The organism is Pseudoalteromonas rubra, assembly GCF_005887115.1.
GTDB lineage: Bacteria > Pseudomonadota > Gammaproteobacteria > Enterobacterales > Alteromonadaceae > Pseudoalteromonas > Pseudoalteromonas rubra_F.
In genome coordinates this window covers 1-20,287 of the sequence record NZ_PNCJ01000015.1, presented here as the reverse complement: position 1 = coordinate 20,287, position 20,287 = coordinate 1, and the positions used below count along the sequence as shown (strand labels likewise).

At 47.1% G+C, this 20,287-nt stretch carries 19 protein-coding genes; 14 read left to right on the top strand and 5 right to left on the bottom strand.

Features of this window, described 5'->3' with window-relative positions:
- Window positions 1-2 precede the first annotated feature (2 nt).
- The 3 genes from CWB98_RS10865 to CWB98_RS10855 all read left to right on the top strand — a co-directional run bounded on the left by CWB98_RS10865 (window position 3) and on the right by CWB98_RS10855 (window position 3,275).
- Window positions 3-872 carry a GEVED domain-containing protein gene (locus tag CWB98_RS10865; RefSeq protein WP_138544894.1) on the top strand — a complete coding sequence of 290 codons (870 nt, stop codon included), beginning with the start codon at window positions 3-5 and terminating at the stop codon, window positions 870-872.
- A gap of 10 nt (window positions 873-882) precedes the next feature.
- On the top strand, window positions 883-2,358 hold the full coding sequence (locus CWB98_RS10860) for an internalin (protein WP_138544893.1): 1,476 nt from the start codon (window positions 883-885) through the stop codon (window positions 2,356-2,358).
- Between the two features lie 245 nt (window positions 2,359-2,603).
- Window positions 2,604-3,275, top strand: a complete 672-nt coding sequence (locus tag CWB98_RS10855) for a PKD domain-containing protein (RefSeq protein WP_171045626.1) — start codon at window positions 2,604-2,606, stop codon at window positions 3,273-3,275.
- A 285-nt stretch (window positions 3,276-3,560) separates the two neighbouring features.
- Here CWB98_RS10855 and nfi read toward each other — a convergent pair whose 3' ends face one another.
- Together nfi and CWB98_RS10845 are read right to left on the bottom strand one after the other, a co-directional pair.
- Window positions 3,561-4,235 (bottom strand): deoxyribonuclease V, encoded by a 675-nt coding sequence (gene nfi, locus CWB98_RS10850; RefSeq protein ID WP_138544891.1) that lies wholly within the window; start codon window positions 4,233-4,235, stop codon window positions 3,561-3,563.
- Window positions 4,236-4,288: 53 nt separating this feature from the next.
- The gene (locus CWB98_RS10845; protein ID WP_138545048.1) at window positions 4,289-5,008 is read right to left on the bottom strand and encodes a substrate-binding periplasmic protein; all 720 of its coding nucleotides are present in this window, start codon (window positions 5,006-5,008) and stop codon (window positions 4,289-4,291) included.
- Window positions 5,009-5,249: 241 nt separating this feature from the next.
- Between CWB98_RS10845 and CWB98_RS10840 the strand changes: the two genes are divergently transcribed.
- From CWB98_RS10840 to CWB98_RS10805, 8 genes are all read left to right on the top strand, one after another.
- Complete coding sequence (locus CWB98_RS10840; protein ID WP_046007265.1) at window positions 5,250-5,921, top strand: GntR family transcriptional regulator; 672 nt, start codon at window positions 5,250-5,252, stop codon at window positions 5,919-5,921.
- A 31-nt stretch (window positions 5,922-5,952) separates the two neighbouring features.
- Entirely contained in the window at window positions 5,953-6,831 is an 879-nt protein-coding gene (gene prpB, locus CWB98_RS10835; RefSeq protein WP_138545047.1) for a methylisocitrate lyase, read from the top strand.
- An 88-nt stretch (window positions 6,832-6,919) separates the two neighbouring features.
- The gene (gene prpC, locus CWB98_RS10830) at window positions 6,920-8,041 is read left to right on the top strand and encodes a bifunctional 2-methylcitrate synthase/citrate synthase (RefSeq protein ID WP_125784003.1); all 1,122 of its coding nucleotides are present in this window, start codon (window positions 6,920-6,922) and stop codon (window positions 8,039-8,041) included.
- Window positions 8,042-8,138: 97 nt separating this feature from the next.
- The gene (gene acnD, locus CWB98_RS10825) at window positions 8,139-10,727 is read left to right on the top strand and encodes a Fe/S-dependent 2-methylisocitrate dehydratase AcnD (RefSeq protein WP_138544890.1); all 2,589 of its coding nucleotides are present in this window, start codon (window positions 8,139-8,141) and stop codon (window positions 10,725-10,727) included.
- A gap of 91 nt (window positions 10,728-10,818) precedes the next feature.
- Window positions 10,819-11,997, top strand: a complete 1,179-nt coding sequence (gene prpF / locus CWB98_RS10820) for a 2-methylaconitate cis-trans isomerase PrpF (RefSeq protein ID WP_138544889.1) — start codon at window positions 10,819-10,821, stop codon at window positions 11,995-11,997.
- A gap of 69 nt (window positions 11,998-12,066) precedes the next feature.
- Window positions 12,067-12,672, top strand: coding sequence for a LysE family translocator (locus CWB98_RS10815; protein WP_138544888.1), 606 nt, complete (start codon window positions 12,067-12,069; stop codon window positions 12,670-12,672).
- Between the two features lie 7 nt (window positions 12,673-12,679).
- Window positions 12,680-13,057, top strand: coding sequence for an STAS/SEC14 domain-containing protein (locus tag CWB98_RS10810; protein ID WP_138544887.1), 378 nt, complete (start codon window positions 12,680-12,682; stop codon window positions 13,055-13,057).
- 71 nt (window positions 13,058-13,128) lie between these two features.
- Window positions 13,129-13,821 (top strand): SDR family oxidoreductase, encoded by a 693-nt coding sequence (locus CWB98_RS10805; protein WP_138544886.1) that lies wholly within the window; start codon window positions 13,129-13,131, stop codon window positions 13,819-13,821.
- A gap of 384 nt (window positions 13,822-14,205) precedes the next feature.
- On the opposite strand, the gene CWB98_RS10800 is transcribed toward CWB98_RS10805, so the two are convergent.
- Both CWB98_RS10800 and CWB98_RS10795 read right to left on the bottom strand, forming a co-directional pair.
- Window positions 14,206-15,540, bottom strand: a complete 1,335-nt coding sequence (locus tag CWB98_RS10800; RefSeq protein WP_138544885.1) for an NAD(P)/FAD-dependent oxidoreductase — start codon at window positions 15,538-15,540, stop codon at window positions 14,206-14,208.
- Window positions 15,540-16,097 (bottom strand): GNAT family N-acetyltransferase, encoded by a 558-nt coding sequence (locus CWB98_RS10795; protein ID WP_138545046.1) that lies wholly within the window; start codon window positions 16,095-16,097, stop codon window positions 15,540-15,542. The genes CWB98_RS10800 and CWB98_RS10795 overlap by 1 nt, the downstream gene beginning before the upstream one ends.
- Before the next feature lie 300 nt (window positions 16,098-16,397).
- Here CWB98_RS10795 and CWB98_RS10790 point away from each other — a divergent pair, with 300 nt between their 5' ends.
- Window positions 16,398-17,840: a chitinase gene (locus tag CWB98_RS10790; protein ID WP_138544884.1), complete on the top strand. Its 1,443-nt coding sequence runs from the start codon at window positions 16,398-16,400 to the stop codon at window positions 17,838-17,840.
- A 334-nt stretch (window positions 17,841-18,174) separates the two neighbouring features.
- Here the strand turns inward: CWB98_RS10790 and CWB98_RS10785 are convergent, their stop codons facing one another.
- Complete coding sequence (locus tag CWB98_RS10785; RefSeq protein WP_249364664.1) at window positions 18,175-18,483, bottom strand: transposase; 309 nt, start codon at window positions 18,481-18,483, stop codon at window positions 18,175-18,177.
- Window positions 18,484-18,682: 199 nt separating this feature from the next.
- On the opposite strand from CWB98_RS10785, the gene CWB98_RS10780 reads away from it, so the two are divergent.
- Both CWB98_RS10780 and CWB98_RS10775 read left to right on the top strand, forming a co-directional pair.
- The gene (locus tag CWB98_RS10780) at window positions 18,683-19,594 is read left to right on the top strand and encodes a hypothetical protein (protein WP_138544883.1); all 912 of its coding nucleotides are present in this window, start codon (window positions 18,683-18,685) and stop codon (window positions 19,592-19,594) included.
- Between the two features lie 190 nt (window positions 19,595-19,784).
- Window positions 19,785-20,177, top strand: coding sequence for a hypothetical protein (locus CWB98_RS10775; RefSeq protein ID WP_138544882.1), 393 nt, complete (start codon window positions 19,785-19,787; stop codon window positions 20,175-20,177).
- The last annotated feature ends 110 nt before the right edge of the window (window positions 20,178-20,287 follow it).

Genomic DNA, 20,287 nt, shown 5'->3' with positions numbered 1-20,287 from the left:
TCATGAATACACTCAGATTTTTGTTAACCTTGCTGGTACTAATTCTAGCTTTTAGTGGTTCGGCTGTTGCTTCGGTATTAGAGCAACACAATGATAAACATCAGCAAGCCAGATACAGTGAATTAGGAGATTTACTTACGGTTGAACAGGCCAAAGGCCGATTTGCCTGGATGAGCAAGTGTTACGATGGATTATTGGTTGAACTGTGGGAGCAGATGTATGGAACGACCGATGTAGTCCAAAAAGAGGAAAAGCTTCGCCAGCTTAAAGAGCTGTGGCTCTCAGACGCAGCTTTGGTTGCGGGAAAAGCGCAATACGTGACGTTTGCAAATGCTGATTTTACAAACCCGTATCAGTGGTATGCGGGCACTAGTGCGAATGAAGCATGTTCAATTATGCCTGTGGAGTACGAACCAGTTGCGCTTAAAACTACCGTGTTACCCAGGTCTTATTGTGATAATCGTAGCTATGAGCATGAATGGGAGTGGATTTCAGAAGTCACTGTTGATGACTCCACGCATCAATCAGAAAAGCATGCTCATAGCCTGATTTCGGGCAAAGTGTTTGTGCTGCGAGCTAATCAGGCATCGAAAGTCACGATTAAGCCGGGCAATAAGGAACCGGAATTTCCGTCGTATGTTGCAGCGCGTGTGTGGGTTGACTGGAATCACAATGGCCAGTTTGAGTCCTCGGAATTGATGTATCGTTCTGCATCTTCGGGGATTTTCGAATTCTTACTGAACGTACCGGCAACAGTACCCGAAGGTTTGACACTAATGCGCGTTGCGACGGACGCCGGAGGTGGGTCAAATAATGCGTGTACCCGAATTCATTACGGTGAAGTAGAAGATTACTTGGTCACTGTTCGTTAAGGAAGATGATATGAATCCAATTTACTCTACATTATTGATGGTGAAGCTCGCTCTGGTAAGTGGATATGTACAAAGTGCAGATCCACAGATGAGCAATGGCCATTTGGCTGGCTCGGTTGTCTCAGGGCTGATTAATGACCATATCGAAGTTGGAACGGCTTACGACAGCCAAAAGAAGCGTTTTTTAAATGTGCAGCCAGTAAGCGGTGTTATTGATGAAAGCTTTGGTAACACTGAGTTGCAGTTCAAAACGGGTATCGACATGGGCTATGACGATATGCTGAGTATTCTCAATGGCAGTGTTGACACCAATGTAAACTTTCCAGTGGTACGCGTTTCTGCGGGGGCTTCGCTCGCTAAAGAAATGGCATCCAGTACTTATTCAAGCTCCTATACTTTTAGTGCGTCCAGCACACCAAAAAAACGTTTGTTTTTGCCTGTTAACCAGAATACAGGATATACCCTGTCACAAGTTGGGCAGAGTATTGCGAACAACTACCAGACTAAATTACAAGCATTGGCAGGCGATGAGTTTGTCACGGGTATTGAGTATGGTGCAAATGTGCTGGTTAACTTAAAGATTGATTTCGGTAGTAACAAAGACAAGTCAGACATAGGCGGCTATCTGGATGTTGACTTATATGGTGGTGTATTCAGTGTGGGTGGGCAGCTCAGATATTTGCAGCATGACGTAAAATCGTCGGTAAAAATAACGGTAAGAGCGGTACAACAAGGGGGTGACCCAAAACAACTGCTCACCGTCATACCTAACAATATCATTACCTGCTCTTTGGACAATCCACAGCCGTGTTTTGATATGTTTTATGAAGCGGTGAAATATGCAAAATCTGGATTTACCAGCCAACTGACCTCTCTCAGCGATTACAATGTCGTACGTTACTACACAACCCGCTATGACAAGTCATCTTTGGCATTGCGTGCATTGGTGCCTGAGTACCAGATAGTCAGAAATGCAACTAAATGGCTGATTACTGAGCTTGAGGATGACTTTAAGCAAGCCATTCTGGATGAGCAAAGAGCAACTAACCTACTCAACAGCTATTATGCTTATTTGCCTGAGGCACAGCGCCTGGCAGTTGAGCGTATCAAAGTACTTGCCTATGACAATGCCTGGTTTTCTTTCCATGCTGCCAAATATTGCCGGGATAATCCCTTCGGTTATGCCTGTGAAAACAAGGTACAGGAAATGAAGCAGGCTTGTGTTCAACGAGGTAAGCTCTGTCCCGCAAACTACGATATATCAGATTTACAGCTACCGACCAGTGAAGGGCAGGATTGGAAACAGTGTGAGCTTGCACGCCAAGAGGCTGTTCGCGCAGGCATTGTCCCTGGAGAGGATAGTGTAAGGTATCGAAACATGAGGTGGGCACCCACCTTTATCGACGCAAGCGCACCAGAGCGAGGGATTTTGAACTGGCGGCTGTGTGAGGCCGCTTTAAGCACCTATGGGGTTGCATTTCAGTAGTAAGAGACAAGCGTATGTCTGATTGCAGGCATACGCTTGATTGCAAAGTTACTATCTGGATCTGACTTTATACCTAATACAAGTGAATACATTTACGTATCTTAAGTCGTACTATTGGGCGATTCTGTTAGCGGACTATATTTTATTTTTTAACGATTATGTTACAATGAATGCCATCATACACTGGCTTCATCACTGAAGTTTTGATGTCACGTATGGTTCAATATCACTATCAGGGAGTGACTATGTACAAAGTAATGACTGGCCTTTTATTTCTAATAACGTGCACTGTATCGGCAAGCGGTCCACAGTACTTCTGGCGGTTTGGTGATGGGTCTGTATCTCACGAGGCAGAGCCAGAACATGAATACGCACAACCCGGTATCTATACTGTGACCCGAGAAGTGTATCAGGGCGGAAAGCTGATGGAATCTTCCCAAAAGCAGGTTGACCTTATTTCTCCAAAAATTGTTGGGCTGGTTATTTTGCAACCTGATACAGTCGTGCTAGGCCAGAACGCAGATTTTCTGGCAAATCTAACATCCAGTGAGCCGCTTGACCTACATTATCAATGGTATGTTGCTGGCGAACCGATAGCATCGCAAGCGGATACTGGTAAGTTAACAACACAGTTTGCTGAGTTGGGTAATGTGGAGTTATCCGTTGATGCAATGTGGCAGCAAACCACGGTTTCCAGTGCAAGCGTTCAGCTGCAAGTTGTTGAAGCTGATAACAACAATGAAAAGCCCGGTAACGGCGATGGTAATAGTGATAATGGCAGTAAAACGCCAGGTACTGATAACGGTAAAACGCCGGGTACTGATAACGGTAATACTCAAGGTGGCGACTCTGGTGGTAGCCTGAGCTTCTTGATTTTGTGTTTAGCGGGCGTATTGGCTAGTCGCAAACGTGGGTGATATGCCTTATCTGAATTTCGTGCTGACAGCGACCATTTATTAAACCTAAAATTGTCCATTTAAGCTAGAGCAGTATAAAAGCTTGAACAACTTCAACCTCTGGATAGAGCCTACAAATGCTCTATCCATTTAAGTAGCCACTCAATAGTAAATTAGCTAAGACACATCATTATAATAATCCACAAAGTAAGGCCTATGGTAGTCTCCGGGGCCATACTTCGATTTTGTCATGGTCTTTGTAACTACTCCTTTTCTGCCCATACCGTAATACACGAGGCACAGTTGTTATCGTTGTGTTTGCAGTGCTTTAAGCGCCCGATTCACTTGTTGATCGGCCTGACGGGTTGTTTCTGGCAGGCGATATTTTGGGGTGAGTTTAAGGATCCACTCTTTTGCAGTGCTCAAACTAGCTCTATGGCCGACAGAGACATACACTGGCTTAATGTTGTCCTGAGTCCGTAAAACTTCACCGATTACCTGATCGTTATCTATCAGCGGTGCGCTGGCACCGCGAGTTTCAAGTGGCGTTTCATGTGTGCCTGTAAGTCGTGTTTTACCACACCCTATGGTGGGAATATCCAGGACTACACCAAGGTGGCATGCCAGACCAAAACGTCTTGGGTGAGCCAGGCCCTGCCCGTCACACACTATCATGTCTGGCTTATGAGTAAGGCGCTCAAAAGCGGATAGTAATGGCGGTAACTCCCTGAATGAGAACAAACCGGGAATGTATGGGAAACGCACACTTTCGGTGACAACTTGTGTTTCTATGATCTCCAGTGTGCTGGCATCTAATACCACAATGGCACCAACCAGTTGGTTTGTCGCGTCGTCATAAGCCACATCGGTGCCTGCAATGGTGCTGATGGAGTCAAATTGATCTTCACTAATAACCTGAGCTGCGAGTGCTTCTTGCAGTGCTTGAGCTTCTGTTTCAGAGCTGGGGTGCTCTATTTGCATACTAACCGCCTTATTCTTTGTATTGCTTCGCGATTTTATCGTATCTAAGCGCCTTACTCAAAAAGCGCTCTGCGATATAAGGGCGTATCAATCAGTTGCTGGTAGGCGTTGCGAAGCCGAACAACCAGCCCCGGATCCGTAGCTAAGCTGACAGCCAAATAGCCCCTGACACTAAGCGGTTCAATATCCAGCACATAGCGAAAGTGATTGTCTGGTAACTTCATTGCCTGTGCTATGGCGCCGATATAGCGTGGGTCGTCCACAACCAAGTCGACTTTATTGGCTGCCAGTAAGTGATAGGACTGTTGAATATCTGCGGTCTCGATGAATTCAAACCCCAGCTTATGCAATACCTGAGCTGCCACGTCGTCTCTTTGTACAGCAAGCCGATATTGTTTCGCGTCCGTCAGCGACTTAATGTGGATTTTCTGAGGAGGTTGATTCGTTACAAAGCCAAGGTTAAACAGCGCCACGGGACCAATCCAGTGAAATAAAGCCTCTCGATGTGGAGTTTTTGCCATGCTGTAGATTAGGGTGTTTGGCTTATCTTTTGCGATACTCAAAGCGCGCGCCCAGGGGTACATATAAAACTCCCCCTCAAGCGCAGCTGTATCCAGAATGGCTTTAACCAGTTCGGTGCTTACACCGCCAACCTGGTCGTTAGCCCAGGTTTGATTGGGTGGGGATAACTCCGTGACGACGGTGAGCTTAGCCCAGCTATGAAGGCTACTCAGGAATAGGGCAAGCATCAGGGTAACGACTGTTTTTACCATCAAAAACATACCTTTTAATCAACATACGGATAAAAGTGTAGCAGGGCCCGATTATCTTGCCCTTATTATTCAGGGTATCAGGTTCAAGATGTTAGCCAGTGTGGCGGTAAACAACCATAAATCTCATGAATACTCCCTATATTATAAATTGTCGACAATCTGGTCCGGAACAGGTTGACGTACACGTAAAGCAGCACTATATTGTCTACAACTTTTAACAAGACCGGAAGGCAAAGACATAATGAGCTTTATGCATGAAAGTGCCGTAACTGCTTCTGACAAAGCATTTTTCCGGCTTAGAAAAGAGATTGTTGAAGGTGATATTCCGGCTGGCTCTAAGTTGAGTGAAATGGAATTGTCGACAAAGTATGAGGTAAGTCGAGCGGTTGTTCGGGAGGCAATAAACCGCCTTGAGGCCTGTCATTTGGTTGAACGTCGTCCGAATGTGGGGGCCAGAGTGGTCTCGCTGAGCGAAGAAGGTCTGATGGAATTGTATCAGGTGCGCGAAGCCCTCGAAGGTATGGCCGCACGTCTGGCAGCGCAACACATGCCAGATGAAGAAATTGCTAAGCTCAATAGCTTGTTGAACGAGCAGTTCGACGAAGTCAAAGGCGGCGAATCTTATTATCAGGAAGCGGGTGACCTGGACTTTCATTACCGCATTATTGTCGGCAGCCAAAATCAGCAGCTTATTGCCATGCTGAGCAATGGTATTTATCACCTGGCGCGAATGTATCGGGTGCAACTCGGCATGGCCGGGCCACGCGTTACAACAGCCTACGACGAACACAAACATATAGTGCGTGCCATCGCAAATCGAGATGCCGAGTTGGCAGAAATGCTGATGCGCCGCCATATTCAATATTCTAAAAATAATATTGCCACCAAGTTAACCAAACAGCATCAGTCATAATCGGGGAGACACACTTATGAGTACAGGGATCATCAGCGCAGGTAAAAGATTTCGTGACGCGCTAAAAGCCAATCAGCCACTACAGATTGTGGGCACCATTAATGCCTATAGCGCCATCATGGCGAAGAAAATCGGTCACCAGGCTATCTACCTGTCTGGCGGCGGCGTTGCGAATGCCTCTTATGGTCTGCCGGACTTAGGCATCACCTCTTTAAACGATGTGATTGCGGATGTTCAGCGTATTACCTCTGCCTGTGACTTGCCTCTGATGGTAGATATCGACACGGGCTGGGGCGGTGCATTTAACATTGCTAAAACTATTCAGGAAATGCAAAAAGCGGGTGCCGCTGCCGTGCATATGGAAGATCAGGTCGCTCAAAAGCGCTGTGGTCACCGTCCTAACAAAGAGATAGTGTCGACAAACGAAATGGTCGACCGTATCAAAGCGGCCGTAGATGCGCGTACCGATCCAGACTTCTTCATCATGGCGCGTACCGACGCATTCGCGCAGGAAGGCCTTGAAGCAGCTATTGAGCGCGCTAAAGCCTATGTTGCAGCGGGTGCAGACGGTATTTTCGCAGAAGCTGTTCAGACAGAAGAACATTATCGTGCATTTGCTGAAGCGCTGGATGTGCCTATTCTGGCGAATATCACCGAGTTCGGTAAAACAGAGCTGTGGAACAAAAAAGAGCTGGGTGAGTGGGGCGTCGACATGGTGCTTTACCCACTGAGCGCGTTCCGTGCAATGAACAAAGCCGCAGAGATGGTATATCAATCAATTTTAGAAAACGGCGATCAGAAAGCCGTCATCGACAGCATGCAAACTCGTATGGACTTGTATGATTATCTTGGCTATCACGAGTATGAGCAAAAACTCGACGCATTGTTTGCGCAAGGTAAGAATAAATAAACAGTTTAAAGGATAAAGATAAAGCCGCGTTTCTGCGGCTTTTATCACATTGAAATTAACCAGCAGGTAAAATTCAGGAGACAACAAAATGGCTAAAGTATTAAGCGGTGCAGGCCTTCGCGGTCAGGTTGCAGGTAAAACGGCACTTTCAACAGTGGGTGTATCAGGCTCAGGCCTGACTTATCGTGGATACGACGTAAAAGACCTGGCTGAAAACTGCCAGTTTGAGGAAGTCGCATATCTGATCCTAAAAGGTAAATTGCCTAACCAGCAGGAGCTGGACAGCTACAAGGCACTGTTAAAATCTCAGCGCGGCCTGCCACAGGCACTAAAAGAAGTGCTGGAGCGTATTCCGGCCGACGCACACCCAATGGACGTGCTTCGCACAGGTTGTTCTATGCTGGGTAACCTGGAAGGTGAGCACGACTTTGAACAACAGCAGGCCATCACAGATCGTATGCTGGCGTGTTTCCCAAGCATCATCTGTTACTGGTATCGCTTTAGTCATGATGGTGTACGTGTTGATGTTGAAACAGACGATGATTCAATCGGCGCACACTTCCTGCACATGCTGCATGGCGAGAAGCCAAGTGAGTTGCATGAGCGTGTAATGCACGTTTCACTTATTCTGTATGCAGAGCATGAGTTTAACGCCTCTACTTTCACCGCACGTGTGTGTGCTTCTACGCTGTCAGACATGCATTCATGTATCACAGGTGCCATCGGTTCATTACGTGGTCCTCTGCACGGTGGTGCGAACGAAGCGGCAATGGAAATGATTGAGCGCTTTGAGTCGGCCGATCACGCAGAGCAGGAAATGATGGGCATGCTGGAGCGTAAAGAAAAGATTATGGGCTTTGGTCACGCTATCTACTCTGAATCTGATCCGCGTAACGAAATCATCAAAGGCTGGTCTGAAAAGCTGGCAGCTGATGTGGGTGATACCGTACTTTATCCGGTTTCTGTGCGTTGTGAAGCGGTGATGTGGCGCGAGAAAAAGCTGTTCTGTAATGCGGATTTCTTCCACGCATCGGCTTATCACTTTATGAAGATCCCAACTAAGCTGTTCACGCCTATCTTTGTAATGTCGCGCCTGACAGGCTGGGCAGGTCACGTGATGGAGCAAAGAGCAGACAACCGTATCATCCGTCCGTCAGCGGAATATACTGGTGAGGAACTGCGTCCGGTTCCAGCTATGTCCGAGCGTTAATATCCCAACTTAACATTCGTCACTGTATGGCACAGATCACCGACAATAATCATAAAGATCTGTGCCGTTAAGCTAATGAGCAATTCTGGAAGTAGTTATGAACAGCCAATTTCGCAAAAAATTACCTGACTCTTCGCTGTGTTATTACGACACGCGCGAAGCGGTCGAAGCCATCAAGCCCGGTGCGTACGATGGCTTACCTTATACCTCTAAAGTCCTGGCAGAAAACCTGGTGCGCCGCGCTGAGCCTGAAAAGCTCAACGATTATCTGACCCAAATTATTGAGCGTCGTCGTGACTTGGATTTCCCCTGGTTTCCGGCGCGTGTGGTCTGTCATGATATTTTAGGCCAGACGGCGCTGGTAGACCTTGCGGGTCTGCGTGATGCCATTGCTGAAAAAGGCGGCGATCCGGCCAAAGTAAATCCGGTAGTACCAACTCAGCTGATCGTTGATCACAGTCTGGCAGTAGAGCACGCCGGCTATGAAGAAAATGCTTTTGAGAAAAACCGGGCGATTGAAGACCGCCGTAACGACGACCGCTTCCACTTTATTAACTGGACCAAAACGGCCTTTAAAAACGTTGATGTGATCCCGCCGGGCAATGGTATTTTGCACCAGATCAATCTGGAGAAAATGTCACCGGTAGTCCAGGCGCGTGATGGCGTGGCATTCCCGGATACCCTGGTCGGTACCGACAGCCATACCCCGCATGTGGATGCACTGGGTGTAATTGCCGTGGGTGTTGGTGGTCTTGAAGCTGAGAGCGTGATGCTGGGTCGTGCTTCTTATATGCGCCTGCCAGATATCGTAGGTGTAGAGCTGGTTGGCAAGCGTCAGCCGGGGATCACTGCCACTGACATCGTGTTGGCCATAACGGAATTTTTACGTCAGGAACGCGTGGTTTCTTCGTACCTTGAGTTCTTCGGCGAGGGCTGCGAGGGCTTGTCTTTAGGTGACCGGGCAACCATTTCGAACATGACACCTGAGTATGGCGCCACGGCTGCCATGTTCTATATTGACCAGCAAACCATTGACTATCTGCGCCTGACCGGACGTGATGACGAGCAAATCAAGCTGGTTGAGCAATATGCCAAGCACACGGGGTTGTGGGCCGATGCCATGACAGGTGCGCAGTACGAGCGTGTGCTGAAATTCGATTTATCTTCGGTTGGCCGTAACCTGGCCGGTCCGTCAAACCCGCATCGCCGTGTTGCGACAGCAGACTTGGCCAAGCAAGGTATTGTGGCTGATTATGAGCAGCGTGAGGGCGAAATGCCAGACGGCGCGGTGATCATCGCAGCCATTACCAGCTGCACCAACACCAGTAACCCACGTAATGTGGTGGCCGCTGGTTTGCTGGCACGTAATGCCAACAAACTGGGCCTGAGCCGCAAACCGTGGGTAAAAACCTCATTTGCGCCGGGTTCCAAAGCCGTGCGCTCTTACATGGAAGAAGCGCAGTTGTTGCCTGAGCTTGAGCAACTGGGCTTTGGTATCGTGGCATTTGCCTGTACCACCTGTAACGGCATGAGTGGGGCACTGGATCCAAAAATTCAGCAAGAAGTGATCGACCGCGACCTCTATGCCACTGCCGTCCTATCGGGTAACCGCAACTTTGATGGTCGTATCCACCCTTATGCTAAGCAGGCTTTCCTGGCATCACCGCCTTTGGTTGTGGCATATGCGATTGCCGGATCAGTGCGTTTTGATATCGAAAATGGCGTGCTGGGTCATGACCAGAATGGCAACCCGGTTACGTTAAAAGACATCTGGCCAAGCGATGAAGAGATTGACGCAGTGATTGCACAGAGCGTGAAACCTGAGCAATTCCGCGCCGTCTACGAACCTATGTTTGACCTGAGCGTTGACTATGGTGAAGACAACGACCCGCTCTATCAGTGGCGTGAGATGAGTACCTATATCCGCCGTCCGCCATATTGGGAAGGCGCGTTAGCAGGTGAGCGCACCATGAAAGGCATGCGACCTCTGGCGATTTTAGGTGACAACATCACCACAGATCACCTGTCGCCTTCAAACGCAATCCTCGCCTCAAGTGCAGCCGGTGAATATCTGGCAAAAATGGGTCTGCCTGAAGAAGACTTTAACTCGTATGCAACCCACCGTGGCGACCACTTAACGGCGCAACGTGCTACCTTTGCGAACCCCAAACTCCTTAATGAAATGGTGTTGGAAAACGGCGAAGTGAAGCAAGGCTCACTGGCGCGTCTTGAGCCAGAAGGCAAAGTCACTCGCATGTGGGAAGCCATCGAAACCTATATGGAGCGCAAGCAACCGCTGATCATCGTAGCCGGTGCCGATTATGGTCAGGGCTCGTCTCGCGACTGGGCAGCCAAAGGCGTGCGTTTAGCGGGTGTAGAAGTGATTGTGGCTGAAGGCTTTGAGCGTATTCACCGTACCAATCTGATTGGCATGGGTGTGTTACCGCTGGAGTTCCAAAATGGTACAACGCGTAAAACACTGGAGCTGGATGGTACTGAAACCTACGATGTCGAAGGCACACGCACACCAGGCGCAACGCTGAATCTGATCATCCACCGCAGCAATGGCGTGCAGCTTGAAGTGCCTGTGTTGTGTCGTCTGGACACAGAAGAAGAAGTGTCTATTTACGAAGCCGGTGGCGTGCTGCAGCGCTTTGCCAAAGACTTTCTGGAAGCAAACGCTTAACCACAGCATTCTTGCTCCGCACTAACTGTGGAGCCTGTCTGAGCAGAGTGCATCCGCAAAGGGGTCCACTCTGCTACTTAGGATGAAAACTATGACTTTCAAACCTCAACTACGTGTGCCGGCGACCTATATGCGCGGTGGCACTTCCAAAGGTGTGTTTTTTAATCTCAGCTCCCTGCCCGAGGCGGCACAAGTGCCGGGTGAAGCGCGCGACAGACTGCTGCTGCGAGTGATTGGCAGCCCGGACCCTTATGCCAAGCAAACTGATGGTATGGGTGGCGCGACCTCCAGTACCAGCAAAACCGTGATCCTGTCGAAAAGTGAAAAAGCGGACCATGATGTCGACTATTTGTTTGGCCAGGTCGCGATAGACAAACCTTTTATCGACTGGAGTGGCAACTGTGGCAATCTGACCGCTGCGGTGGGTGCGTTTGCCATTAGCAACGGCCTGGTAGATGCCAGCAGAATACCCGAAAACGGCATTGCCGTAGTACGGATCTGGCAGGCAAACATTGAAAAAACCATTATCGCTCATGTGCCTATGGCGAATGGCGAAGTGCAGGAAAGTGGCGACTTTGAGCTTGATGGCGTGACTTTTCCTGCTGCCGAAGTGGTGGTGGAATTTATTGACCCGGCAGATGCTGATGCAGATATGTTCCCAAGTGGCAATTTGGTCGACCAACTGGAAGTACCGGAGATTGGCACGTTTGATGTGACTATGATTAATGCCGGGATCCCAACTTTGTTTTTCCGTGCCGAAGACTTAGGTTACACCGGAGTGGAGCTACAAGAAGCGATCAATGGTGACGACGCAGTGTTGGCACGATTTGAGCAAATCCGCGCTTACGGTGCCGTAAAAATGGGTCTGATTGACCACATTGACGAAGCCAAGGTACGTCAGCATACACCTAAAATAGCCTTTGTATGTGGACCTAAGGCCTATACTGCATCCAGTGGTAAAGCCATTTCTCAACAGGATATTGACTTGTCTGTTCGGGCCCTGTCTATGGGCAAGCTGCACCATGCCATGATGGGTACGGCCGCAGTGGCGATTGCCACGGCAGCTGCCATTCCCGGTACTTTGGTGAACCTGGCGGCAGGCGGTGGTGAGCGCAACAGTGTTACTTTCGGCCACCCTTCGGGCACTTTAAAAGTGGGCGCAGAAGCCGAACAAGTCAATGGTCGCTGGCTGGCTAAAAAAGCGGTGATGAGCCGCAGCGCCCGAGTGGTGATGGAGGGGCATGTGCGAGTCCCGCAAGAGCAAATCTAATTACCAGTATTTTTGAGCATGAAAATTGGCCCGGTTAGTCCGGGCCTTGTTTTTTAAGGAACGAAAAAGATGTATGAAGCGTTACTTTCTATTGCCCTGACCACTGCGCTGCTGCTTGGCTCGCCGGGTCCTGCACCCTTAGCATTGGCCGCTGTTGGTGCCAGCTCAGGTGTGCGGCAAGGCGTCCCTTTTCTATCTGGTATCTTACTCGGATTATTAGTGGCAATTGTGGCAGCGGCGACGGGTCTGGGTGCATTACTCTTAAGCTATCCCAGCTTGAGCACCGTGTGTCAGATTGCAGCCATCGCCTATTTGTTTTACGTCGCGTACAAAATTGCGACCAATCGCAGCGGATTATCTCATCTGGAAGGCGGTGAGGTTGGGTTTCGGGATGGCTTTATTTTGAACCTGCTTAATCCCAAAGCCTACGCAGCTTGCATTGCCATATTTGCCAATAACAGTGTGCCCGGTACCAGTCCGTTTATCGGCGCCTTACTTGCAGCAATAACGTGCTTTGCCATTGCAATTCTGGTGGATAGTCTTTGGCTGGCACTCGGTGGTGTGTTGCATCGATTCATAAAAACTCCTGAACAGCTGCGTATTTTACGTTTGTTTTTTGCCTTTTTGTTAACCTCTCTGCTAATTTGGATCAGTATGACGCAAATTCTTAGCTGAGGAAGTCATGGAGCGCTTTCATTCAATCTCTGTTGATACTGAGCGAGTAAATGGCGACCTGCTCATGAGCTTTACAGCGCTGGGCAGGGTAAATCATTCTGATTATATGGCCATAAAGGCAGTAATCGACAGTGCGTTAAGAGCGGCTGTAGGGCAAAAGATCAGAGTACTGGTTGATGTGACTGAGTTTGAAGGGTGGGAGTTGCATGCTGCCTGGGACGACGTTGCATTGGCCCAGCGTCATAGTCATGACTTCTATAAGATTGCGGTGCTTGGCAATAGCCGTTGGCAAAAGCTTGCAGCCATGGTCGGTAATTGGTTTGTAGAAGGGGAGTCCCGGTACTTTGAGGAAAAAGGGCAAGCTCTATCCTGGTTGCTAGACTGAGTGGGCTGCGCTGCCAAGTAAAACGTATATAATGAAACATATAGTGGTAATGTTAAGGCTGACATAAAGTTATGAATACACTTTTCATCACAGGTGCAAATCGTGGTATTGGGCTGGCGCTCGTCAAATTATATCTCGAACAAGGTTGGCGGGTGCTGGCAACCTGCAGAGCCCCACAAGCTGCCGACACATTGTGGCAGCTGGAACAGCAGTTTAGTCACTTACAAATACTTGCTCTGGACATTACCAACTATGCACAGATGGCTAAGTTGTCTGGTACATTGCATGACGTACAGATAGACTTGGTGATTAACAATGCAGGTATTTATGGACCCAAAGGCTATGCGTTTGGCGACTGTGATGTAGAGCAATGGCAACGTGTGATGGAAGTCAATGTGATTGCACCGCTTAAATTGGCGGAGGCATTCACCCCGCAACTAAGACTAGGTAAGTTAAAGACGTTTGCTGTACTCTCATCGAAAGTTGGCAGCATGACCAACAACACTAAAGGGGGCGGGTATATCTATCGCAGCTCAAAGGCGGCGTTAAACTCGGTGATCAAAAGCCTTTCCAATGACCTATTACCTGAAGGAATAAAAACCGTGGCGCTGCATCCGGGTTGGGTTAAAACCGATATGGGTGGCCCTAATGCATTGATCTCTGCCGAAGAGTCTGCAAAAGGCCTGAAACAGGTGCTGGATGAACTACACGAAGCGCAAAGCGGTGGCTTTTATGACTATCAGGGGTTAGCGATACCTTGGTAGCAAATATCTCTGGTTTAATTTCTAGGCATAGAATTGGAGTAATGCTGCGATGTTTGAATTGGCCTCGCAGATAGACCTTTTTGTAACATGAATTAAAAGTAGCTGGGCTTAATGAGCGCCAGCTACCGACACTAGATAATGTTACTCAAATTTATCCTGACATGGGCGTGAGCCGGGACAAGTCCAGCTTGTCGTGCCTGTTCCGCCAGCAACATGTGGTGTGTTCTTCTCTGCATGCTGCAGTTGTTTATGAGATAAGCTTTTTAGTGGTTTTTTGTTTAGTTTTAACATTGTTATTTCACCTCCAAATGGTTTTTGTGTTTTCCTTAGCGAAAAAACTTCGCAATTCACAGTAACCTTATATTGATGTCTGGTCAATAATTGTTATGAAAACTTATCCTGCACTTGCGCCAGGTGATAGTAACCCAGCTGACCAAAGCGACGAAGCTGTGGAAAAGGGATCCTGGGCAGAGGCCGCTGATATAAGGGGAGTTCGGGCACTTTATCATCCATTGCTAGTTGTGCCAGTCTGTATGCTGCCTGTGAGCTAAACGATACACCTGAGCCACAATACCCCAAAATATATCCGACATTATCCTCAAAAAAGACGTGCGGCATATCGTCCAGCGCTGCTGCAATATAACCGTGCCAGTAATAGTCATGATTAATGCCTGATAAACAGGGAAAGCATGCTGACAGTGCGGTTTTGAGGTGGTTCAGGTACTTGGCTTTGTTCTGATCTTTTGCAAACACCGCACCCCTGCCGCCAAAGAGTAGGCGGTTGTCAGGTAGCAGCCTGTAATAGTATTTCAGCCTGCGCGTATCCATAACTACCTGGTGTGTTTGCAGACCACTTTGCACCAGCTCTTGTTCGTTCAGAGGGCGCGTTACGAAAATGCTGCTGAGAATGGGCAAATAGCGGTTATCGATAAGCGGATGGCTGTGTTTATTATTGTAAGCATTGCCTGTATATAGCAGTTTATCAGCGCGAATCGTTTGGTCATTGACACTTAACTGGTGACGCAGGCCATGCTTAACGGTACTGACCAGACTGTGTTCAAATAAAGTGACGCCTGCCTGAATCACCATCTCGCGATAGCCCATCAGAAGCTTGAGTGGATGCAGGCCAAATCCATTTTCATAGCGTATGGCACCATGAGCGTGTTGATTAAGCATAAACTCCGCTTCAAGTTCATCACGGTGCAGCAGGCGGCTGTCATCGGTGCCAAAATTCGTTGAAATGAACTGCGCTGCAGCTTGTAAGTTAGCGTAAGCCTGAGCGTTATGCGCGACTTTCAGATAACCTGAGGGCTGCGCATCACAGTTAATGTTATGCTCTGCGATCAGAGAACGTACCCGGTTAACGCCGCCCTGGAATTCATCATAAATTCCCCGACTGACCGCCATACCCCAGCGCTTGGCATAATCTGGGTAGCCAAGACGTCCTGAGCCGGGCAGTGCAAATCCTGCATTTCGCGCACTGGCGCCAAAGCCAACCTGATTGGCTTCCAGTACACACACTTTTTGCTGATAGTTTGTGGCCAGATAGTAAGCACTTAATAACCCACTGAATCCGCCACCAATGATAGCTACATCAAAGTGTTCAGATGCTTCGGGTGCTGGGTTTGCTGTTGGCAGTGACTGTGTTGCGGCCCAGTAACTTGGCGCGAATTCCTGGCCCTGACAATGGGCTACACTTAGGGGATCGAAGGTTTGCATCAGAACTCCAATACCATTTCAGCAGCCTGGCAATGGCATTCAGTGTCGCAAAGCGTGCAGCGATATCCCTCATATAAGGTCAGATCTAACCAGCGATCATCGTGAACTTTAACGAGCTTTCCGCCTGCTTTAGTGAAGTATTTCACGGCTCCGTTGCCCGGGCTTTGCATCCACAGATGGGAGACCCCAGCCTGTGCGCCTTGTTGTTTCAATACCTCGACAGATGCGTTGAGTAACTTAGGTCCAATCCCTTGTCCCTGCGCCTCGGGGTGAATGGCAATACACTTAAAGTATGCCATATGCTCCTCATCAACTGGCCACAGTGCAGGTGAGCACCACTTGTCGATAGGCCACTGGCCTGCGCTATAAGAAGTTCTGAACCCAACCACTTGTTGCGACTCATCGAGCGCCACAAAAGAGGCATTCAAATCACCTTTAGTGCCCCGTTGGTGCATCATTTTTATACCCGCCATATCGAGGTAATTGTCCCCGTGGACCAGATTGCCGAGGTCGATGACTGCCTGATAATGGGAGGTATCGAGAGGAAGGATAGAAATCATGCGCTACTGCCTAGTGTCATTTACTGAGTTGTCATTTTGCAGCATTTATTACTTGAAAACAAAGGCGTTCAAAAAAAACTGTACAAAATAGGTACGAAATTAGTGTGTTTTGTGTTCATTTGCCGTTGACAGCGATGTCATCTTGGTAATAATTGTGACAATGGTGTGTCTGAATGATGGTTGCGTAAGTTGCAATTATCTGTAATGACGTACTGTTAAACAGAACGATAACAATTTAATTCAGGGCGCGATATGACAGTCGCATCCTGAATCACAACAACATGTAAAGGATGTCCTATGAAAAAACTTAACTCCGTTTGCCTGGCGGTTATGGCGTGTATCAGCACGCCCGCACTGGCACTCAATGTTCAGCCAGATCCGAACAACTCTGGTGCCTATTTACTGGATCGAACCGGGCTTCAGGCAGCCGAAGCTGCCCTGACCTCAAACCCAATGTATAGCGTGTGGGCACAGGCACTAAAAACCCGCAGCAATACTGTGGTTGATGCCATTGTACCTGGCGCCGCCTCTAACCCCGAAAACGTCAAGCGCGTAGAGCGGGTATTTGGCCAGAGTGAGTGGAATTTTCTGACCCAAATGGCTGCACCTGAATACACTTATACGCGCTTTTTGCGTGCTATAGGCAAGTTTCCGGCGTTTTGTGGTGACTATACAGATGGTCGCAATGCGGACGCCATTTGTAAAAAGTCGATTGTCACCGCGTTTGCACATTTTGCACAGGAAACAGGGGGCCACATTGCTAAAGACAATGTCTCGGATAACCCGCTGAGATTAGAAGAGTGGCAGCAAGCCCTGGTGCATGTGCGTGAAATGGGCTGGTCTGAAGGGCAGCCTGGCTATACTACAGGGTGTGGACAGAATGACTGGCAAAACCGGCGCTGGCCTTGTGCAGACGGGCAAGGGTATTTTGGTCGCGGCGCTAAACAGCTGTCTTACCATTTTAACTATGGCATGTTCTCTGAAGCCATGTTTGACGGTGATGCGACTGTGCTGCTGAATAACCCAGCCCTGGTTGCTGATTCTTGGCTCAATCTGGCTTCTGCAATCTGGTTTTTCCTGACCCCTCAGGCACCGAAACCGGCAATGCTGCATGTGATTGACCGTACCTGGGTGCCGTCTCAGACTGAGCTGAATGCCGGTATTGGCTACGGCTTTGGGACCACAATCAACGTCATTAATGGCGGGATCGAATGCGGTGAGCACAACAAAAATAAAGGCCAGCCGGTCAATCGTATTCGCTACTGGGAAGGGTTGTCGCATTATTACAACATTCCGGTCGAAAGCGATGAAGAAAATACCTGCTGGCAACAAACACCCTTCGGCAGTTTGAATCTGGATGGTGCCGGTGAAGTACTTTACACCAACTGGGAAGCAAATTGGGAATACTATGCCGACCGTCCGGGAGGGTTCTCGTTTGAATGTAAACTGGTGGGTTACCAGACGGCATATTCCGCACTTGTTGAAGGCGATTACGAAAAATGCGTGACTAACTTCTATGGGTCGCACACCGGGTGGCCGGTCGTCACTGTGGTTGATAACTTGCCGCCGCCAGATGACAAACCTCCGGTTGATAATGTTGCTGCATGGGAGGCAAATAAGGTTTACCTGAAAGGTGATAAAGCCAGCTTTAATGGCAAAGTGTATGTTGCGAAGTGGTGGACTCGCGGTGATGAGCCAAACGGCACTGGGCCCTGGGAGCTGGCACCGGCAGCACAATAATCGATCACGTTTTTTACTGAGGGCCTTTTAGGCTCTCTTATTCTTAAGGGCCTCCTTTCTCTAGGAGGCTTTTTTATTGGGGTATCGAGCATTTGATAGTTTCATTACAGATATAATGCTGAGTAAACTTAATTAAAAAAATGATCCGATGTATTTTATTAGATATATTAAACTACATAATAATGGGTAATTTTTTCACATTTACCTGGTTGGTATAAGAATTAGAGGTTTCAGTCGGCCTTGTTGATCAAATCCAAATAGCTTAGTCAATACCGTGATTTCAGCTGCTTCCCTGATATTCAGGCATATCTAGCCCAGCCATTCTATTGACCACTTACACTTTAATCATCGCTTCGGTGTGCTGCTGATTGAATCCACGACTGACCAGCTTGTCACCCATTAGCTGTTTATACCGGTACATTGCTGTTTCCGCCAATGAACGTTGATGGCAGTTAGCACACTCTTTCCACTCATTGCTGCCTATATGCTTTGTTAAAATGACCACGCTGTTACGAGCATGTCCATCCTCCCACAACTGTGCGTTACACCTTGGTGGGATCACTGCGTCGGCCTTTTTGGCTGTGACTTCGGCATAACAGCCTCGGGTATCATAAGCGCCATCCGCTTTTACTGAGCTGATCACGCAAGACTAGATTAGTTCAATGAGTTAAGAAACAACGCCGACCTGAATATACAAGGCTAAATTAGTTCAATGATTTAGGAAACAACGCCACAATGTGGATAAAAGCGATTGACGTATACAGACTTTCACGTTAGCCTAAATTTTAAATTAAGGAAAGTGCTGTTAAATAAACTAAGTTACACTGTAAAAGAGAGCCCCAATGAAGAGTAACTTTTATAAGATTTCAGTAATGATTTTTTTGTTATTTATGTCTTTTATATTCGGGGTTCTTCCTCCTGTGATATTCATATTTTTATCAATGCTGATAGAGGTTGTAATTCACTTATTTGAAAAGCAAAAGAGAAATGGATTTCGCAAAGAGATAAGAATAAAGAAAGAGCCTAAAAATAAAAACATAAAAAGATCTTGCAATCACTATCTTGCCGAGTATGTCAAAGGTGATATGTATAGCTCCACAGCTATAGGTGTACCTATAATTGCATTTGTGAATAATGTGGTTGGTTATTATAGGGGGTACAATTTTGGTTTTGATAATTTGGCTCAGTCCGGATTGGAATTGATTTCTTTAATTGTTTTTTCTTATCAGTTCGCTTATTTAGTGATTTATCTTGTGAAATTTTCATTTGTAGATTCTAAATATAGAATAGTTCTCCTTCGTCCATTTGATGAGGCAAGTTCTAAAGGATCTCTATTCCTAATTAATAATCTCAACAAATACGGTGAGGTTATTACGCTTAGTGACAAAAATATAATTAAAGAAAGAGCGAAAAGATTAAGTTTTTTTGATCTTGCGTTTAAACCAACTCTATTTGAAAGTTCAGACTTAAACTGGAAGGGGCATGTTTCTTATATAGCAAGTTCTTCAGATCATGCAGTTTTTGATCTTAGCAAGATTACTCCCGCTGTTGAATGGGAACTAAACTTGATTATTAGTAGCTTCCCTAAGAGAAAGGTCATTATTGTTGTTTTTGATGATAATTTGGAAAGACGGATTAGGCGGAAATATTCTAACAATGTGACTGTTTTCAAGCTAGATTCCCAAGCCGATAAAATTGATTTTAGAATTCATCTAAAAATGCAGTTAGGTATTGAGTTCAAGCGAAATCATTGAGCAGGTGAAATAAAAATCTACTTTAATTTGATTTTCGATAGTTATTTTATTTGTATGGGTGATGTAGTTGCCGAAAATTTATTTAACGTGGCATAGCTGGAGCGTCCATATATTCCGGGCCCAGAAAACCTCATCATGAAAAAGAGAATTTCACTTGGAAAAAATGGCTTAATAACTGGGCGACGTAGAGATGGAAATAAATGAGCAGCTATATTCTCTTTCTATAGAATTCGATGAGCTGAGAAATGTGGGAGAGCAGGAACACGAAAGTGGATTTAAGAATGGATTTAAGAAAGCATTTAATCTCGCAAAAAGTAAGTTCCTGATTGATGAGTCTGAGAGTGTTGAGCTTGCCAGTAAAGGTAGTCTGGGTTTAAAGTCTATCACGAAGGAAGAAGTCGTAAAAAATCAATTTACATATCATATGAATATAGATGAACTCTATAAAAACATAAATTGTGTAAGCTTAGCATTATACAAATCTGAAATTTTCGAGGTCCGACTGCGTATTTTTGGAAAAGGCAGAGCAATAAGTGTCATCATATGTGCAGATCCTGTTTACTTTTATTTTGAGCAACAATGAATTGTATGAAAGCTTCTGCGATGTCAAGATAAGAAAACTGTTGTGATTCAATAAAACCGGACACTATTTTAGGTGGTATTATTACCACTCAATGAGAGGTGTCTATGACC

What these genes read in the sequence shown, in the direction of transcription:
- CWB98_RS10865 (WP_138544894.1), top strand. Translation starts at nt 3, where the DNA reads ATGAATACACTCAGATTTTTGTTAACCTTGCTGGTACTAATTCTAGCT.
- CWB98_RS10860 (WP_138544893.1), top strand. Translation starts at nt 883, where the DNA reads ATGAATCCAATTTACTCTACATTATTGATGGTGAAGCTCGCTCTGGTA.
- CWB98_RS10855 (WP_171045626.1), top strand. Translation starts at nt 2,604, where the DNA reads ATGTACAAAGTAATGACTGGCCTTTTATTTCTAATAACGTGCACTGTA.
- nfi (WP_138544891.1), bottom strand. Translation starts at nt 4,235, where the DNA reads ATGCAAATAGAGCACCCCAGCTCTGAAACAGAAGCTCAAGCACTGCAA.
- CWB98_RS10845 (WP_138545048.1), bottom strand. Translation starts at nt 5,008, where the DNA reads ATGGTAAAAACAGTCGTTACCCTGATGCTTGCCCTATTCCTGAGTAGC.
- CWB98_RS10840 (WP_046007265.1), top strand. Translation starts at nt 5,250, where the DNA reads ATGAGCTTTATGCATGAAAGTGCCGTAACTGCTTCTGACAAAGCATTT.
- prpC (WP_125784003.1), top strand. Translation starts at nt 6,920, where the DNA reads ATGGCTAAAGTATTAAGCGGTGCAGGCCTTCGCGGTCAGGTTGCAGGT.
- acnD (WP_138544890.1), top strand. Translation starts at nt 8,139, where the DNA reads ATGAACAGCCAATTTCGCAAAAAATTACCTGACTCTTCGCTGTGTTAT.
- prpF (WP_138544889.1), top strand. Translation starts at nt 10,819, where the DNA reads ATGACTTTCAAACCTCAACTACGTGTGCCGGCGACCTATATGCGCGGT.
- CWB98_RS10815 (WP_138544888.1), top strand. Translation starts at nt 12,067, where the DNA reads ATGTATGAAGCGTTACTTTCTATTGCCCTGACCACTGCGCTGCTGCTT.
- CWB98_RS10810 (WP_138544887.1), top strand. Translation starts at nt 12,680, where the DNA reads ATGGAGCGCTTTCATTCAATCTCTGTTGATACTGAGCGAGTAAATGGC.
- CWB98_RS10805 (WP_138544886.1), top strand. Translation starts at nt 13,129, where the DNA reads ATGAATACACTTTTCATCACAGGTGCAAATCGTGGTATTGGGCTGGCG.
- CWB98_RS10800 (WP_138544885.1), bottom strand. Translation starts at nt 15,540, where the DNA reads ATGCAAACCTTCGATCCCCTAAGTGTAGCCCATTGTCAGGGCCAGGAA.
- CWB98_RS10790 (WP_138544884.1), top strand. Translation starts at nt 16,398, where the DNA reads ATGAAAAAACTTAACTCCGTTTGCCTGGCGGTTATGGCGTGTATCAGC.
- CWB98_RS10780 (WP_138544883.1), top strand. Translation starts at nt 18,683, where the DNA reads ATGAAGAGTAACTTTTATAAGATTTCAGTAATGATTTTTTTGTTATTT.
- CWB98_RS10775 (WP_138544882.1), top strand. Translation starts at nt 19,785, where the DNA reads ATGGAAATAAATGAGCAGCTATATTCTCTTTCTATAGAATTCGATGAG.